The organism is Arthrobacter sp. SLBN-112 (assembly GCF_030944625.1).
Lineage (GTDB): Bacteria > Actinomycetota > Actinomycetes > Actinomycetales > Micrococcaceae > Arthrobacter.
Window position 1 is genome coordinate 2,710,198 of record NZ_JAUSXY010000001.1, and the last position, 17,352, is coordinate 2,727,549.

At 67.4% G+C, this 17,352-nt stretch carries 13 protein-coding genes, 2 tRNA genes, 1 pseudogene and 1 riboswitch; of the genes and pseudogenes, 15 read left to right on the forward strand and 1 reads right to left on the reverse strand.

Annotated features, from left to right (window positions below; translation table 11 throughout):
- Positions 1-233: 233 nt before the first annotated feature.
- The 15 genes and pseudogenes from QF050_RS12740 to mctP all read left to right on the forward strand — a co-directional run bounded on the left by QF050_RS12740 (position 234) and on the right by mctP (position 15,994).
- Positions 234-3,636, forward strand: a pseudogene (locus QF050_RS12740) (Rne/Rng family ribonuclease).
- A 145-nt stretch (positions 3,637-3,781) separates the two neighbouring features.
- Positions 3,782-3,879, forward strand: a riboswitch (TPP riboswitch).
- 7 nt (positions 3,880-3,886) lie between these two features.
- Entirely contained in the window at positions 3,887-5,407 is a 1,521-nt protein-coding gene (thiD, locus tag QF050_RS12745; protein WP_308932165.1) for a bifunctional hydroxymethylpyrimidine kinase/phosphomethylpyrimidine kinase, read from the forward strand.
- Between the two features lie 264 nt (positions 5,408-5,671).
- Entirely contained in the window at positions 5,672-5,980 is a 309-nt protein-coding gene (rplU, locus tag QF050_RS12750; protein WP_018761567.1) for a 50S ribosomal protein L21, read from the forward strand.
- A gap of 61 nt (positions 5,981-6,041) precedes the next feature.
- Complete coding sequence (gene rpmA, locus QF050_RS12755; protein WP_009372867.1) at positions 6,042-6,305, forward strand: 50S ribosomal protein L27; 264 nt, start codon at positions 6,042-6,044, stop codon at positions 6,303-6,305.
- Positions 6,306-6,423: 118 nt separating this feature from the next.
- The gene (obgE, locus tag QF050_RS12760) at positions 6,424-8,013 is read left to right on the forward strand and encodes a GTPase ObgE (RefSeq protein WP_308930742.1); all 1,590 of its coding nucleotides are present in this window, start codon (positions 6,424-6,426) and stop codon (positions 8,011-8,013) included.
- The gene (proB, locus tag QF050_RS12765; protein ID WP_308930743.1) at positions 8,003-9,154 is read left to right on the forward strand and encodes a glutamate 5-kinase; all 1,152 of its coding nucleotides are present in this window, start codon (positions 8,003-8,005) and stop codon (positions 9,152-9,154) included. The genes obgE and proB overlap by 11 nt, the downstream gene beginning before the upstream one ends.
- 26 nt (positions 9,155-9,180) lie before the next feature.
- Positions 9,181-10,548, forward strand: a complete 1,368-nt coding sequence (locus QF050_RS12770) for a glutamate-5-semialdehyde dehydrogenase (protein WP_308930744.1) — start codon at positions 9,181-9,183, stop codon at positions 10,546-10,548.
- Positions 10,549-10,628: 80 nt separating this feature from the next.
- The gene (locus QF050_RS12775; protein ID WP_308930745.1) at positions 10,629-10,868 is read left to right on the forward strand and encodes a hypothetical protein; all 240 of its coding nucleotides are present in this window, start codon (positions 10,629-10,631) and stop codon (positions 10,866-10,868) included.
- A gap of 1 nt (position 10,869) precedes the next feature.
- Positions 10,870-11,538, forward strand: coding sequence for a nicotinate-nucleotide adenylyltransferase (gene nadD, locus QF050_RS12780; RefSeq protein WP_374121567.1), 669 nt, complete (start codon positions 10,870-10,872; stop codon positions 11,536-11,538).
- Between the two features lie 7 nt (positions 11,539-11,545).
- Positions 11,546-12,832 (forward strand): hypothetical protein, encoded by a 1,287-nt coding sequence (locus tag QF050_RS12785; RefSeq protein ID WP_308930746.1) that lies wholly within the window; start codon positions 11,546-11,548, stop codon positions 12,830-12,832.
- A 43-nt stretch (positions 12,833-12,875) separates the two neighbouring features.
- Positions 12,876-13,277 carry a ribosome silencing factor gene (gene rsfS, locus QF050_RS12790; RefSeq protein ID WP_308930747.1) on the forward strand — a complete coding sequence of 134 codons (402 nt, stop codon included), beginning with the start codon at positions 12,876-12,878 and terminating at the stop codon, positions 13,275-13,277.
- A gap of 116 nt (positions 13,278-13,393) precedes the next feature.
- A tRNA-Ala gene (locus QF050_RS12795) sits at positions 13,394-13,466 on the forward strand.
- Positions 13,467-13,665: 199 nt separating this feature from the next.
- Positions 13,666-13,738, forward strand: a tRNA-Ala gene (locus tag QF050_RS12800).
- Between the two features lie 205 nt (positions 13,739-13,943).
- Positions 13,944-14,321 (forward strand): DUF3311 domain-containing protein, encoded by a 378-nt coding sequence (locus QF050_RS12805; protein WP_308930748.1) that lies wholly within the window; start codon positions 13,944-13,946, stop codon positions 14,319-14,321.
- Positions 14,318-15,994, forward strand: a complete 1,677-nt coding sequence (gene mctP, locus QF050_RS12810; protein ID WP_308930749.1) for a monocarboxylate uptake permease MctP — start codon at positions 14,318-14,320, stop codon at positions 15,992-15,994. Before QF050_RS12805 ends, mctP begins: the two co-directional genes overlap by 4 nt.
- A gap of 20 nt (positions 15,995-16,014) precedes the next feature.
- Here mctP and QF050_RS12815 read toward each other — a convergent pair whose 3' ends face one another.
- A complete protein-coding gene (locus QF050_RS12815) occupies positions 16,015-17,337 on the reverse strand; it encodes a class I SAM-dependent methyltransferase (protein ID WP_308930750.1) in 1,323 nt (440 codons plus the stop codon).
- Between the last annotated feature and the right edge of the window lie 15 nt (positions 17,338-17,352).

The window sequence follows — 17,352 nt, forward strand, 5'->3', positions numbered from 1 at the left end:
AGGCTTCGGAATTCTCCGGCACTCCCGCGACTCCATTGAGCGGCACCTGGTTGTGGCACGCAGAACAACGGGTTTCAGAACATCCGCCGGCTCCCGTGGGCTGCCGCACCCCAATGCCGGTGCGAACCTGGGAGCATCCATTTGACTTCTGTCAACGCCTGCGGGTTTTGACAATATGTGCCCCAATGGGTGCCGGATGTGGCGGTACGTCAGGGGCAGGAGTGTTGCCACATATGGAAAATGATCGAGATCTGGCAGTTAACGACGAAGCAGCGGAAGCTGCTGCACCCAAGAAGGCACCGCGCACCCGGCGCAAGGCGGCGCCCCAGGCCGACGCCGTGACCCCGGCGGAGGGCCACCGCACCCGAACCCGCCGGCGATACGCCGGTGGAAGAACCCGTCGCGGAGAAGAAGGCCCCGGCCCGCCGCACCCGTGCCCGGAAGAAGCCCGACGCTGCTGAACCCCTTCCGGCCTTCGCGGATGACGCTGAGTCCGTTGCCGCTGCCGCCGCCCCTTCGGCTGAGGTATCCGCAGCGGTACGGGCCGAAGAAAGCCCCGCCGCCGTCCCCGCCACGGATGCCGAAGCGGACGTCGAAACGAAGCCCGTCCGCCGTCGTCGGGTAGCCACCCGCAAGGTCGCGTCCCCGGCCCCGGAAGCCGCATCACCGGCCGCGGATGGCGCTGCCGACGCCCCTGCAGCACCGGAAGCCGTGGAAGAAGCGGCAGCGGAAGAAACCCCCGAGGCAGCTCCCGCGGCCCAGGAGATCGCCGGTGGACCAGGCACCGTCCAGGAGGCCCCCCGGGACGCTGCGCAGTCACCGGAGCCTGCCGCCGCCACCGACGCTCCTGAAGCCGGAAGCGAAGCCGCGTCCGCTGCGGCGGCGAGCCCCTTTGGTTCCCTGTTCCTCGAACCGGGTTCCGCGACCTCGGTCCTCTTCCAGGCCCCGGACTTGAGCACTGTGGTCCGCCCTGCGGTGCCCGCGACTGAGGAGACTGACGAGGACGAAGCCGAAGAGGCCGACGACTCGGCCGGCCGGCGCCGGCGCCGCAGCCGTGGCCGCCGCGGCCGCAGCCGCGTTGATGATAAGGCGGACGAAGACATCGACGGCGCCAGTGCAGGGGCTGACGCCGATGACGAAGGTGACGAGGACGCCAGCCTGCAGCTGGAAGACGGTGTGACCTCCCGTCGTCGTCGCCGCCGCCGCCGCGGTGACCAGGACCTTGAGCTGACCGGCGGCGGGGATGACGACCCGCCCAACACGGTGACCCGTGTCCGCGCGCCGCGCCCGGTCACCGAAGCGCCCGTGAATAACCGCGTCACCAGCGTCAAAGGCTCCACCCGCCTCGAGGCCAAAAAGCAGCGCCGCCGCGAATCCCGCGACACCGGCCGCCGCCGCACGGTGATCACCGAAGCCGAGTTCCTGGCCCGCCGCGAGTCCGTCGACCGGCAGATGATCGTCCGGCAGCGTGACGACAGAATCCAGATCGCCGTCCTCGAAGACGGCGTCCTGGCCGAACACTTCGTGTCCAAGACCCAGCAGGACTCGCTGATCGGCAACGTGTATCTGGGCAAGGTCCAGAACGTGCTGCCGTCCATGGAAGCGGCGTTCGTTGACATTGGGCGCGGCCGCAACGCCGTGCTCTACGCCGGCGAGGTCAATTGGGAAGCCGTCAACCTCGAAGGCAAGCAGCGCCGGATCGAAAACGCGCTCAAGTCCGGCGATACCGTCCTGGTCCAGGTGACCAAGGACCCGGTGGGCCACAAGGGCGCCCGGCTCACCAGCCAGATCTCCCTGCCCGGACGCTACCTGGTGTACGTGCCCGGCGGCTCCATGACCGGCATCTCCCGCAAGCTGCCCGACGTCGAACGCAACCGCCTCAAGCGCATCCTCAAGGACCGTCTCCCCGAACACGCCGGCGTCATTGTCCGCACCGCGGCCGAGGGCGCGTCCGAGGAAGAACTGACGCACGACATCAACCGCCTCCGCGCGCAATGGGAAGGCATCGAGAGCCAGTCCGCCTCCACCAAGGTCCTTGCCCCCGAACTGCTGTACGGCGAACCGGACCTGACCATCAAGGTGGTCCGCGACGTCTTCAACGAGGACTTTTCCAAGCTCATCGTCTCCGGCGAGGAGGCCTGGGACACCATCGAGGCCTACGTCACGTACGTGGCCCCGGATCTGGTGGGACGCCTCGAGAAGTGGACCAAGGACCAGGACATCTTCTCCGCCTGGCGCATCGACGAGCAGATCCACAAGGCACTTGAGCGGAAAGTGTTCCTGCCCTCCGGTGGTTCCCTGGTCATCGACCGCACCGAAGCCATGACCGTGGTGGACGTCAACACCGGCAAGTTCACCGGCAGCGGCGGCAACCTCGAGGAAACCGTCACCAAGAACAACCTCGAAGCTGCCGAGGAAGTGGTGCGCCAGCTGCGGCTGCGCGACATCGGCGGCATCATCGTGATCGACTTCATCGACATGGTGCTCGAATCCAACCGCGACCTGGTCCTGCGCCGCATGGTGGAATGCCTGGGCCGCGACCGGACCAAGCACCAGGTCGCCGAGGTCACGTCCCTTGGCCTGGTCCAGATGACCCGCAAGCGCATGGGCACCGGCCTGCTGGAAGTCTTCGGCGAGCAGTGTGAGGCGTGCGCCGGACGCGGCGTGGTGACCCACGACGATCCCGTGGAGCACCGGCGGGCCAATATCGTGGCGGCCGAACACCACGTCCAGCGCGCCGACAACCGTCCCGACGCCCGTGGGGAAGCCCACCGCCCCGAGGGGCAGCGGACCGACGCCGGCCAGCCCGGTGCCCGGACCGAGCGCAAACGCCGGCGCGGACGTGGCGGCCAGCAGGCCGAGACGATACCGGCACCTGCGGTGCACGTCCACACCGTGCAGCCTGATCCCGCCGACGCCGAGCGGCACGCCAAGGCGGAGGCCACCAGGCTTGCCCTGGCGAACATTGCCGCCGCCGCCCACGCGGCCCACCTGCATGACGACGAGCTGGCCGCCGCCCGGCAGGCGCCGGCACAGCAGGCTCCGGCCCCGCAAACGCCGGTCCAGCCTACTCAGGCAGCAGACGGTGACGCGCACGACGCCGACGCGCACGGTCGTCCCGCGGCGGTCCTGACGTTTGGCGGCGAGAAAGTCCCGCTTCCGTTCGTGGAGCATGCGGAGGAGCAGCAACCCAGGCCTGCCCTGACGCTTGACCGGCTCGCGGAAGCATTCGCCCACCTCGGCCAGCCGGCGTCGCCCGTTGAGGCCGCGCCGGAGAACACCGGAGCCGCTGAGCCGGCAACGGAACAGGCCACGCCGGAGCACCTGCCGCAGGGCGGGGAAGCCCAGGCGCGCGTCGGGCAAGCGCCGGCTGAGAAGGACTACTCCGACCACACGCTGGAGCAGACCCGCCAACGCAGGCCGCGCCGCCACCGGGCTGCCAGCCGGGCCCAGGGTGCTGCCAACGAAACCGCTGTCCAGCACCATGAGAACGTGCAGGCCGCCAATACCGGCCACTCGCACGCAGCCAAGGCCCCGGAACCCGCGAAGCAGCAGACGGCAAAGCCTGCTGATACCGGCAAGCCGTCAGCGGAACCCATCATCCTCGGCGTCGGCGTTCCAGCTTCGGAACTCTAGGCCGCGCGTCAAAGGTTGCCAATGAAGTCCCCGTCCCGTGGACCATTCCCCCCGTCATTACGGGGGGACCAGTCCACCAGGCGGGGACTTCCTGCATCCGGGGGCTGTCAGCTTTACCGCAGCCCGGGGCTACCGGCTAGGCTGGGAAACCGACACGGGGTGCCGCGCAGAAGGCCGGCTGAGATCCACACCCGTTGAACCTGTCCGGCTAGTACCGGCGAAGGGATGTCTGTTGTCTTCGACCCTTTCCATGCCCCTGCCAACCGCCTCCACTGTTCCCTCCGGGATTCCGGCGGGCCGGGAGGTGCCACGTGTCCTCTCCATCGCGGGCTCCGATCCATCCGGTGGCGCAGGAATCCAGGCGGACCTCAAAAGCATTGCAGCCCACGGCGGATACGGCATGGCTGCCATCACCGCACTCACCGCACAGAACACCCGCGGCGTTGTGGCCGTCCACGTTCCACCTGCAGCCTTCCTGGCCCAGCAACTCGATGCCGTCAGCGACGACATCACCATCGACGCCGTCAAGATCGGCATGCTCGGTGACGAAGCGGTGATCCGCACGGTCCGCCAATGGCTCGAAAAGGTGCGTCCCGCCGTCGTGGTCCTGGACCCGGTGATGGTGGCCACCAGCGGCGACCGGCTGTTGAAGGAATCCGCCGAAGCCGCCCTCCGGGAACTGCTGCCCCTTGCACACCTCATCACCCCCAACCTGCCGGAACTCGCCGTGCTGGTGGGCGAGGAGCCGGCAGGGGACTGGGAAGCAGCCTTGGACCAGGGCCGGCGCCTGGCTGATGCCACCGGCGCCACCGTCCTGGTCAAGGGCGGACACCTGTCAGGCGAAAGCTGCCCGGACGCGCTGGTGAACACCGCCGGCGTGCTGGCGCATGATGTCGTGGAAGTGCCCGGCACCCGCATCGATACCCGGAACAGCCATGGCACGGGTTGTTCGCTGTCCTCTGCCATGGCAACGGTCCAGGCGCGCCTGGGCGACTGGGAGGCGTCGTTGCGGACGGTCAAGCCCTGGCTGGCCGGGGCGCTTGAGAATTCCGGCCGGCTCGAGGTCGGCCGGGGGAACGGACCCGTGCACCACTTCCACCATGTGCGGGCCCACCTCCAGGAAGGCGGCTTCGCTGACCGGCTCTGGGCCGAAGCCCGGGAGGACCTGGCGGACATCTACGCCCTGGACTTCATCCACGGCCTGGCCTCAGGCGAACTGGCTGAGAAAGACTTTGCCTACTATCTCGCCCAGGACGCCCTGTACCTGAACGGATACTCCCGGGTCCTGGCCCGGGCCAGCGCCCTGGCCCCCTCCGAAGCGGAGCAGCTTTTCTGGGCAGGCTCAGCCCGGCAGTGCCTTGAAGTGGAATCGGAACTCCACCGCTCATGGCTCAGCACCCGGCCCGGGCAAACCGGTCTTGGACCCGTCACCAAGGCCTACGTTGACCACCTCACCGCAGTGTCGGCGTCGGGCAGCTATGCCGTCCTTGCCGCCGCTGTCCTGCCCTGCTTCTGGCTCTACGCCGAGGTGGGCAGGGCACTGCACGGACAGTTCCTCGCGGCGGGCGAACCTGACGGGCACGCCTACGCTGCATGGCTCCGCACGTACGCCGACGAAGGCTTCGCGGAGGCCACCCGGCAGGCCATCGCCATCGTGGATGCGGCGGGACGGAAGGCCTCTGACCAGGAACAGGCTGCCATGCTGACGGCGTTCAAGCAGTCCTGCCGGCTTGAAGTGGAATTCTTCGACGCGCCGCGCCTGCACTCCTGACGTCCGACGGCGGCGCCGCGGCTATGATGGATACGCACAGTTGCGGCGCTGCATGCCAGGTTGTGGTTACTATCACAGCCGGCCCGCCGGAACCAGCCTCATTTGCGGCTGGAGACGGATTTAGCGTATTCTGGATCTTCGGTGCTTACGCCAACACTTGGGTTATGATCCCACGGCGTTGAGGCACAGCGAGAAACCAGGCTTTTAGTGAGTCGGTTCCGCACGCAAATTTTGTTATAAACGTCGAGAGAAGTGAGTTCCCAAGTGGTGTACGCGATTGTCCGCGCAGGCGGCCGCCAAGAGAAGGTTTCCGTTGGAGACTTCGTTACCCTGAACCGCGTCGCCGGTGGAGCCGGCAGCACCATTGAGCTGCCCGCACTGCTCCTGGTTGACGGTGACAAGGTCACCTCCGCAGCCAAAGACCTGGCCAAGGTAACTGTTACGGCTGAAATCCTCCAGGACCTGCGTGGTCCTAAGATTGTCATCCAGAAGTTCAAGAACAAGACCGGCTACAAGAAGCGCCAGGGTCACCGACAGGAATTGACCAAGGTCAAGATCACCGGCATCAAGTAACCACCGGTTACTGTTCAGGCATTTCAACAGATTCCCCAGAATTTAGAGGCAGGCATTTCAGATGGCACATAAAAAGGGCGCGAGCTCCACTCGCAACGGTCGCGATTCCAACGCTCAGTACCTCGGCGTCAAGCGCTTCGGCGGCCAGGTCGTTTCCGCAGGCGAGATCATCGTCCGCCAGCGTGGCACCCACTTCCACCCGGGCGCCGGCGTTGGCCGCGGCGGTGACGACACCCTGTTCGCATTGACCCCGGGCGCCGTTGAATTCGGCACCCGCCGCGGACGTCGCGTAGTCAACATCGTTGCTGCTGCAGCCGCAGAGTAACAACCAGTTTTGAAGCGGTGGAGCGGGCCTGAGGGCCCGCTCCACTGTTCTTTTAACCGCACTACAATCGTTGTGGCGTCCCCGGGCGCCGCGTAAACAGCATTCTGAGGAGATCCACGTGGCCAGCTTTGTAGACCGGGTAGTACTTCACGTATCCGGCGGAACCGGCGGCCACGGATGCGTTTCCGTCCACCGTGAGAAGTTCAAGCCGCTGGGCGGGCCCGACGGCGGCAACGGCGGCGACGGCGGCGACGTGATCCTCCGGGTGGACCACCAGACCACCACCCTCCTCGATTACCACCACGCACCGCACCGGCACGCCAGCAACGGCGGTCCCGGCATGGGCGACTGGCGCGGCGGCAAGAACGGCGAGACCCTGATCCTTCCCGTTCCGGACGGCACCGTGGTCAAGTCAAAGGACGGCACCGTACTGGCGGACCTCGTGGGTGAGGGCACCGAGTACATCGCCGCAGCCGGCGGCGTGGGCGGCCTGGGCAACGCCGCCTTGTCCTCGCAGAAGCGGCGCGCACCCGGTTTCGCGCTGCTGGGAATCGAAGGTGACTCCCGCGATGTGGTCCTGGAACTGAAGTCCATCGCAGACATCGCCCTGGTGGGCTTCCCGTCCGCCGGAAAGTCCAGCTTGATCGCCGCAATGTCCGCCGCCCGGCCCAAGATCGCCGACTACCCCTTCACCACCCTGATTCCCAACCTTGGCGTCGTGCAGGCGGGCGAGGTCCGGTTTACCATCGCCGACGTCCCCGGCCTGATCGAGGGCGCCAGCGAGGGCAAAGGCCTGGGACACAACTTCCTGCGCCACGTCGAGCGCTGCGCTGCCTTGGTCCACGTGCTTGACTGCGGCACCCTCGAATCCGACCGCGATCCGCTCTCGGACCTCGCCATCATCGAGGCTGAGCTCGAAAAGTATGCGGTCGACATGAGCTACGCGGGCTCCGACGGCCAGGTGGTTCCCCTCAACCACCGCCCCCGCCTGGTCGCATTGAACAAGGTGGACCTGCCCGACGGCAAGGACATGGCCGAATTCGTGCGCCCGGAACTGGAATCGCGCGGATACCGCGTCTTCGAGGTCTCTGCCACCAGCCACGAGGGCCTGCGCCAACTTGGGTTCGCCATGGCCGAGATCGTCAAAGCCGCCCGCGACGCCGTTGCCGCCGAGCCGCCCAAGGTCAAGCCCGTCGTGCTGCGGCCCCGTGCCGTCAATGAAGCCGGGTTCAAGATCCGCCGCGAGGAGAAGAACCTGGAGCCGCTGTTCCGCGTCCTCGGCGAGAAGCCCGAGCGCTGGGTCAAGCAGACAGACTTCACCAACGAGGAAGCCATCGGCTACCTGGCAGACCGGCTGGCCAAGCTCGGCGTGGAGACAGAGCTGTTCAAACAGGGCGCCAAGCCGGGGGACACCGTGGTCATCGGTGAGGATGACGGCGTGGTCTTCGACTGGGAGCCCACCATGATGGCGGGTGCCGAACTCCTGGCCTCACCCCGTGGCACGGACGTGCGCTTCGCCGACATCGGCGACCGCCCCACGCGCGGCCAGAAGCGCGAGGAGCAACAGGAGCGCAAGGACGCCAAGGCTGCCGCGCGCGCCGAACTCGAGTCTGAACGCAAGGCCGGCATTTGGACCGAGTCCGTCAGCGGGCGCCGTGCTGCCCGGCCCGTCAAGGACGGCGGAATGGAAGCGGACGATGACCTCTAGGGTCCCGGACACGGCGCCCATTGCGGGGTCCGTGGACAGAAGCCTGCTGGCAGGGGCCCGCCGGATCGTGGTGAAAGTGGGGTCTTCCTCGCTCACCAGCATCAAGGGCGGCATTTCCGAGGAGTCGCTCACGGCTTTGGCCGACGCCCTGGCCGCCAAGCGCAACGCAGGTGCCGAAATCATCCTGGTGTCCTCGGGCGCCATCGCCGCCGGGCTGGCCCCGCTGGGGCTTGCCAAGCGCCCCCGGGATCTGGCCACCCAGCAGGCCGCGGCCAGCGTGGGCCAGGGCCTGCTGATGGCCCGGTACACCCAGGCCTTCGGTGCGCATGGCGTCACCGTCAGCCAGGTCCTGCTCACAGCCGAGGACCTGATGCGGCGCAGCCAGCACACCAACGCCCTCCGCGCCATGGACCGGCTGCTGAGCCTCGGGGTGGTCCCCGTCGTCAACGAGAACGACACCGTGGCCACCCACGAAATCCGCTTCGGCGACAATGACCGGCTCGCCGCCCTGGTGGCGCACCTGGTGCGCGCCGACGCGCTCGTGCTGCTGTCCGACGTCGACGCCCTCTACGACGGTCCGCCCGCGCACGGTGCCAAGCGCATCCCGCTGGTTACCGGTGCCCACGACCTCGAGGGCGTGTCCATTGGCAAAGCAGGAAAGGCCGGGGTGGGCACCGGCGGAATGATGACCAAGGTGGAAGCTGCCAGCATGGCGGCAGGTTCGGGAATCCACGCCCTGGTAACGTCCACGCCCAACGCTGCGGCGGCCCTGAACGGCGAGGACGTCGGCACGTGGTTCTCCGTGAACGGCTCGCGCAAGCCGGTCCGCCTCCTGTGGCTGGCCCATGTCGCTTCCGTCCAGGGCCGCCTGGTCCTGGACGACGGCGCGGTGCGGGCCGTGCGCCACCACCACACGTCCCTGCTGCCGGCGGGCATCTCCGCAGTGCACGGCGACTTTGAAGCGGGCGACGCCGTTGAACTGGCCGGCGCCGACGGCACCGTAGTTGCCAGGGGACTGGTGAACTACTCATCCCAGGAACTGCCGCACATGCTGGGACGCTCCACCAGGGAACTGGGCGAGGAACTGGGCAGCGGCTATGACCGCGAAGTTGTTCATGTTGATGACCTGGTGCTGGTCTAAGCTGCCGGCTCGCCTAAACTTGGACCATGACTGAAGCCCTGATCCACGCAGCTGTTAATACCGGAACCACTGCTGCCCACGCGCAGCCGGGTCCGGCGGCAGGACAGGCGGCAGCCGGGGTACCGGTCTCCGCAGCAGACGTCGAAGCGGCAGTCCACGCCATCGCGGACCGCTCCCGCCACGCCGCTCGCAGCATGGCCACCGCCAACCGGGCATGGAAAGACCGCGGCCTCCGCGCCGTGGGAGCCGCACTCGAGGAGAACGTGCAGGCCATCCTCGCCGCCAACGCCATGGACGTCCAGCGCGGCAAGGACAACGGCACGTCCAAGGCGCTCCTGGACCGGCTCACCCTCACCGAAACCCGTGTTGAGGCCCTGGTGGCAGCCCTTGAGAACCTGGCCAACCTTCCGGACCCCGTGGGCAACGTTGTCCGCGGCCAAACCCTCCCCAACGGACTGCGCCTCCGGCAGGTCAACGTACCCATGGGCGTGGTGGCAGCCATCTACGAGGCACGCCCCAACGTCACCGTGGACATCGCCGGGCTGGCGCTCAAGAGCGGAAACGCCGTGATCCTGCGCGGAGGCAGCGCAGCCGAAGCCACCAACCAGGTTCTGGTGCGGGTACTGCGTGAAGCCCTCGAATCGGTTGGCCTGCCGGCCGACGCCGTGCAGACCGTCGACCAGTTCGGCCGGGCCGGCGCCAACGTCCTGATGAAGGCCCGCGGCCGGGTGGACGTGCTGATTCCCCGCGGCGGCCGCGACCTCATCCAGACGGTCGTTACCAATTCGGCCGTGCCGGTCATCGAGACAGGTGAGGGAAACGTCCATATCTTCCTGGACGAGTCCGCGGACGAGTCCATGGCAGTGGAGATCCTGCTCAACGCCAAGACCCAGCGGCCCAGCGTCTGCAACACCGTGGAAACCCTGCTGGTCCACTCCGGCGCGACCGTGCTGCCCGCCGTCGCGACTGCACTCCGAAACGCGGGGGTTCGCCTGCACGTTGACCAGCGGATCAGTGCCGCCCTGCCGGCCGGGATCGAGGCGGAGCCGGCCACCGACGCGGATTGGGCAACGGAATACATGGACCTGGACCTTGCGGTGGCCATGGTGGACAGCCTCGATGAGGCCGTCCAGCACATCCGCACCTGGTCCACGGGGCACACCGAAGCGATCCTCACCAACAACCTCGCCAACGCTGAACGGTTCATCGCGGAGGTGGATTCCGCGGCGGTGATCGTCAACGCCTCAACCCGGTTTACGGACGGCGGCGAGCTGGGCCTTGGCGCAGAGGTGGGGATCTCCACCCAGAAGCTGCACGCCCGCGGGCCGATGGGCCTGACCGAGCTCACCACCACGAAGTGGATTGTCCAAGGCGAAGGCCAAGTCCGCGGGTAGCAACGCGGTAACATAGACCAGAACCTTAGAAAGCGGCGGAAGGTTCCGCTGCCCGAAAATCCTTGAACATAGGGGAGAAAATGCTGCTCCAGCAGATCGTCACGTCCATCGCCGCCGCAGGCGACGCAGCCCACGAGGAGCCTGCCCCGCTGCTGGCCGAGCCGTGGGTCTTCGGCGTGTCAATGTTCGCCATCCTGGTGGTCCTGATGTTCATCGCCTGGTCCTACAACAACCTGGGCAACCGGCACGCAGCCACCGACGAGCACGCGGATCCGCACCGCCAGCACCCCAACAAGCACGATCGCGGGCAGGGCCACTAACATTTCGCACAACCTGCACCGCAATGGTGCCCGGGGAAGGCTGCGGCTGGGTGTGATGGGCGGGACATTCGATCCCATCCATCATGGCCACTTGGTTGCTGCCAGCGAAGTCGCGGCCGAATTCGACCTCGACGAGGTGGTCTTCGTCCCCACTGGGCAGCCATGGCAAAAGTCCCATAAACAGGTCAGCGAGCCTGAGCACCGCTATCTGATGACCGTCATCGCCACGGCCTCCAATCCGCGCTTCACCGTCAGCAGGGTAGACGTGGACCGGCCAGGTCCCACCTACACCATCGACACCCTGCGCGACCTCCGGGCCCAGCGGCCGGACGCCGATCTGTTCTTCATCACGGGTGCTGACGCCTTGGCGCAGATCCTGTCCTGGAAGGATATTGACGAGCTCTGGTCGCTGGCGCACTTCGTGGGAGTCACCCGCCCGGGACACGTCCTTGACGGGATGGGCCGTGAGGATGTCAGCCTCCTGGAAGTCCCGGCCATGGCCATCTCGTCCACGGATTGCCGTGCCCGCGTGGCAGCGAACCATCCGGTCTGGTACCTGGTCCCGGACGGGGTGGTGCAGTACATCGCCAAGTACGATCTCTATGCCGATCCGCCGTCAGGCGCGGATGAACCAACTTCCGAAGCACGCGAACCAGCCAGTACTGAATGAGTTCTCAATGAGTCAGGAACAGCCCCCCATCCGCAGCCGCCGGGAACTCCGGAAGGCCAGGGACGCCCAACAGGCGACCCCGGCCGCCACGGAGCAACGCCCGCCTGCCGCGAATCGGCCGGCCCCCGGCACGCCCGAACCTGCCCGGCCGGAATCTGCCGTCCGCCCTGCCTCGTCCGCAAGCGCCGAGCCCGCCGGCCGTCCGCCGGCTGTTCCAGGCCAGGCCGCCACCCAGCGCTCATCCCAGATCCGGGCCCGTGACCGCGCCGCTTTGCGCACCATCAAGGAGCTGGAAGAGAAAGAGGGCCAGCTGTCCGCCGGCGGCCCGCCCACCCGGCGCCAATTACGGCTGCAGCAGCTCAAGGAGCAGGCACTGACGGCCGCGAACCCGGTGGTTCCCCCTGCAGCAGGCCCGCCCGCGCCGCCGTCCACCGGGACACCGGCACCCGCGGCAAAGCCCGCCGCCGGGAAGGACGCCGCGGCAGAGGACACGATCAACCCCGCGGCCACAACGGGCGGCCCCGGCCCGGCCCCTGCCACCGCGCCGGACGGCATGACGGTGGAGCAGGCCCTGGAAGCGCGCGCGCTCATCGCAGCACAGGCCCGGAACCAGATCGCCAAAATGGAGCACATCGTCTCCCACGACCCCGAAGCGGTGGATCCGGAGATCCTCGCCGAACAGATTGCGCTGGCCGAAAGGGCTGCGGTCTTGAACCGGCGGGCTATGGCCCGGCAGAAACTCGCCGAACAGGCAGGAGGCGCCGCCAACCCCGCGGGTCCCCCAAACCCCGCAGCGGATGCCGCCTCCCAGGACAAGGCCGGGCCGTCCACGGCCAGCAACCTTGCCATGGTCACGCCGCTCGAGTTCGTCCAGGTGCCCGGCGTCGAGCGCCCGGTGATGAAACCGCCGGCAACCTCCCATGTTCCGGTCACGACCCGCCCCGGCACGAAGGTCCAGGGTGCCGGAAAGCGCCGGCCCGCCGCCCGCACCAAAACAGCACCTGCCGATTCCGGCACCGGCCGGTCCCAAGTGATCGCCCGTGCCGAAGCCGCGGCCAAGGCGGCCAGCCGGCCCAAACCGGCAGCGCGTACGGAAGGCCAGTCGGAGGACCTGTTCGAGGACCTTCCCCGGGTGCCCGCCAGGTCCGCCTACGGCCTCGATCCACTGGACGCCGCAACGGCAGGCCTCACCAGGGCCCGGCGTAACCGGGTCCTGCAATTCTGTATCCTCGCGTTCGGGATCCTGGCCCTGGTTGCCGGCATCATCCTGATCGTCACCGGCATTTCCCGCTGACCCGACCAGCGGCATCAAACACTTAACCCAAACAAGGAGTCCCGTGACTGCAACAGAAACGTCCATCGCCATGGCCCGTACGGCCGCCAAGGCTGCCGCCGACAAGATAGCCCACGACATCGTGGCCCTGGACGTGAGCGAGCGGCTGGCCCTCGCGGACGTCTTCCTCATCGCCTCAGCACCCAGCGAACGCCAGGTCAACGCCATCGTGGACGGCATCGAGGAAGAACTTGCCAAGCAGGACCTCCGCCCGGTGCGCCGTGAGGGCCGGTCCGGCGGCCGGTGGGTGCTCCTGGATTACTCCGACATCGTCATCCACGTCCAGCACGAGGAAGACCGCGTTTTCTACGCCCTCGAGCGGCTCTGGAAGGACTGCCCCGTGGTGGACCTGCAGCTCGGCGACGACGTCCCTGCCCAGGCCGCCGCGGTGTCCGACGGCGAGTAGGCACGCCCAGATTCGTGAATATTCCCGATTTGGAATTTTCGGAATTGCTGTTCTAAGATATTTGAGTTGCTTCGGGGGGAGACCCGGAAGAAAGCTTCTCGGAGCGGCAACATTCCGGGGCTGTGGCGCAGCTGGTAGCGCACCTGCATGGCATGCAGGGGGTCAGGGGTTCGAGTCCCCTCAGCTCCACCGGTAAATCCGCCGGAACCTTTAAGGTTCCGGCGGATTTTTTGTTTCGCCGCGTTCGCGGCCGTGGAAGGGTGCAAGTTCCCGGGGCAGCCGGCGAACGCCAACGAGATGGGAAACGCCCGATTGGCGTACAGCGCAAAAGTGCATTACTCTGGTCAGGTTGCTCCGGGGAATTCGACCGGAAGGAACAAGTTTTTACGGGGCTGTGGCGCAGCTGGTAGCGCACCTGCATGGCATGCAGGGGGTCAGGGGTTCGAGTCCCCTCAGCTCCACCGTAAGAAGCATGGAAAAGCGAACCATCACTGAGTGATGGTTCGCTTTTTCTTTGCTGCCCGGATTCGGATCAGCGCCGGTGGAAAACTCTTCCCGCGCAGGTCAAACGGGGGTACAACTGATGGTGGAGGGCCCAGAGTCCCGCCGCTGGGCCGCATTCATCCGGTACGCAGCCTCGGGACGTCGCTGACGAGGAGGTCGCAGATGTCCCATGCAGATAATTCCGCCTACGGTGCGAACGGCGAAGCGTTCCCGAACGGAACGCCGCTTTCCCGTGATACGGCGATCCGGGGTCCGGCCAGGGCGGCCCCCTACATTGGTGCCGGCGTCCTGCTGGCAGCCGCCATTCTCCTCCCGCTGATGCCGCAGCTGTACTCCTTTGACGCGCCCCGGCTGGGCGGCATGCCGTTCTTTTACTGGTACCAGCTGGTCTGGGTGCCAGTTTCGGCTGTGTTGACCGGAACAGCCTATTGGCTGGTCAACAGGGAAGACCGACGACGGCGGGCCGAGGCACGTGCCGGCGGCCCGCCGAGGGCGGCCGGCACCTCCGCCGGGACCGGGCTGGGAGGGGACCGGCCATGAACGGACGCGAAATCAACTGGACCGCCCTCGTCATCGTGGTGCTGCTGTTCGTCGTCGTGGCCGTCATGGGGTTCCTGGCCGCCAAGTGGCGGCGCGGACCCGACGTGGAGGGCCTGCACAGCCTCGACGAGTGGGGGCTGGGCGGCCGCGGGTTCGGAACCTGGATCACCTGGTTCCTGCTGGGCGGTGACCTCTACACCGCGTACACCTTCGTGGCGGTCCCGGCGGCGATGTGGGCCACGGGCGCGGTCAGCGGCTTCTTCGCCGTCCCGTACACCATCGTCCTCTACCCGATCATCTTCATCATCATGAGCCGGCTGTGGTCGGTGTCCCACCGCCACGGCTACGTCACCTCGGCGGACTTCGTGGGCGGCCGGTACGGGAGCCGGTGGCTCTCCCTGGCCGTGGCCGTCACCGGAATCGTTGCCACCATGCCCTACATCGCGCTGCAGCTGGTCGGTATCAAGGCGGTGCTCACTGTCCTGGGCCTGGGAAGCTCCGGCAACGTGCTGCTGACGGACCTGCCGCTGATCCTGGCTTTCGTGGTCCTCGCCGCGTACACCTACACCTCCGGCCTGCGGGCACCGGCGATGATCGCCGTCGTCAAGGACCTGCTGATCTACCTCGCTGTTATCGTGGCCGTGATCTACCTGCCCATCAAGTTCGGCGGATGGGACACGATCTTCAACTCCGCACAGGCCAAGCTGGGCACTGTCAGCCAGGCCACGGGCAAGCCGGCGGGCGTCTTCATCCCGGGCGCCGCCAACTACTCCGCGTACTGGTCACTGGCGCTTGGTTCGGCCATGGCACTGTTCATGTACCCTCACTCGGTGACAGCAGTGCTGGCCTCGAAGGCGCGCAACACCATCCGCCGCAACGCTGCGATCCTGCCGCTGTACTCGCTGATGCTCGGCTTCCTGGCCCTGCTGGGATTCGTTGCGATCCAGGCCGGCACCAAGCCCATCGACCTGGATGGGTCTGTCAATCCGCAACTCGTGGTCCCGCAGCTCTTCCTTGACCACTTCCCGGCCTGGTTCGCGGGAATCGCGCTTGCCGCCATCGCCATCGGCGCCCTGGTGCCGGCAGCGATCATGTCCATCGCCGCCGCGAACATGTTCACCCGCAACATCTACCGCGACTTCATCCGGCCCGACGTCGATGCAAGGACCGAGGCGAAAGTATCCAAGATCGTCTCGCTGGTGGTGAAGGTGGGCGCGCTCGTGTTCGTCATCGCGATGGACCAGTCCGCCGCCATCAACATGCAGCTGCTGGGCGGCATCTGGATCCTGCAGACGTTCCCGGCCGTGGTGGCCGGCCTGTACACCCGCTGGTTTGACCGGTGGGCCCTGCTGGCCGGCTGGGCGGTGGGGATCGTCTTCGGAACCGTGTCCGCCTACAACGTGGTCAATCCGGTCACCAAGGCCCATTTCGGCGGCTCGGTGGCCGCCTTCCCGGGCACGGACTTCAGCGTGTACATCGCAGTGTCGGCGTTCGCGCTCAACCTTGTGGTCGCCGTCGTCCTGACCGTGGTGCTGCGGGCACTGAAGGTCCGGACGGGGGAGGACCTGACCCGGCCGACGGACTACGCCGCCGACGAGACGGACCCGAAAGTGGTGCAGATCGAGCAGACCCAGCATTACACCCAGCCGGGCGGCCCTTCGCCGGTCGCGTAGGGTCACGGCCGGGCCCGGGGTCACAGCCAGTCATTGCGGCGCAGTGGTGGCTCCGCCCCGCCCGGCCGGCGGGCCAGGACCTGGTTGACCCCGGTCAGCCCGTCTTCGAAGCCCAAGGCGCTGGCCGCCATGTACAGCCGCCATACCCGGGCGCGGCCCGCACCTGCCAAGGCCACCGCTTCCTCCCAGTTCTGTTCCAGCCGCCTGACCCAGGCCCGGAGGGTGAGGGCATAGTGGCGGCGGAGGGCCTCGACGTCGAGAACTTCGAAGCGGGCCGTTTCCAGGGCGCCCACCATCTCGCCCAGGCTGATCATTTCACCGTCGGGGAACACGTACCGGGGAATGAACGAGTCGGGGTCGGGGCTGGTGGGCCCGGCGTTCCAGGAGATGGCGTGGTTCAGCAGCCGGCCGCCGGGCCTGAGCAGCCCGAAAAGCGCTGCGGCGTAGGCAGGGGTCTGGGCCCGGCCCACGTGCTCCGACATCCCGATGGAACTGATGGCGTCGAACGGTCCGTCCTGCACATCCCGGTAGTCCTGCACCCGGATCTCCACGCTGCCGGTCAGGCCGGCGTCCGCAGCCCGCTTGCGGGCCAGGGTGGCCTGTTCGGTCGACAGCGTCACGCCCACAACGCTGACCCCGTACCTGGCCGCCGCGTGGATGGCGAAGCTGCCCCAACCGCACCCTACGTCCAGGACCCGCATCCCGGGCTGAAGGCCCAGTTTGCGGCAGACAAGGTCCAGCTTGGCCTCCTGCGCGGCGTCGAGGCCCGCGTCCGGCGCATCCGGATCAGGCGCGCCCCCGGCTGGCCATACCGCGCAGGAATAGACCATGGAGGGTCCGAGCACCAGGGCGTAGAAGTCATTGCCGACGTCGTAATGATGGGAGATGGCGGCCGAATCCCTGCCCCGTGAATGCATCCTGCCCTTCCTTGCGATGCGGGCTTCCTCCGGTGGCGGAACCGGGTTGGGACCCACCGCCCCCAGCCTGACCGCCGTCCTTGCCAGCAGCCACAGTTCGCGGGCAGTGGGCGGCCGGAAAGGGCCCGGCTCGGCGAACTTCCCGGCCGAGCTCAGTGCCCCGAAGGCGGCGAAGACGTCACCCGGCGCGTCGATCTCGCCCGCCACGTAGGCCCGGCTCAACCCCAGCTGCCCCGGCGACCAAAGCATGCGCCGCAGGGCCTTCCGGGACCTGAACTCCAGGACCGGCGCATCTGCTGGTCCGGCCTCCGAGCCATCCCAGGCCCGCAGGCGCAAGGGGATCGTTTCCGTGCCGAGCACCACCCCCAACGCCTTTGCCAGCCGGTCAGCATGTCCTGTGGTCCTTGCGGCTCCTGCAGTGTCCATGGGCCTACCCTAAGG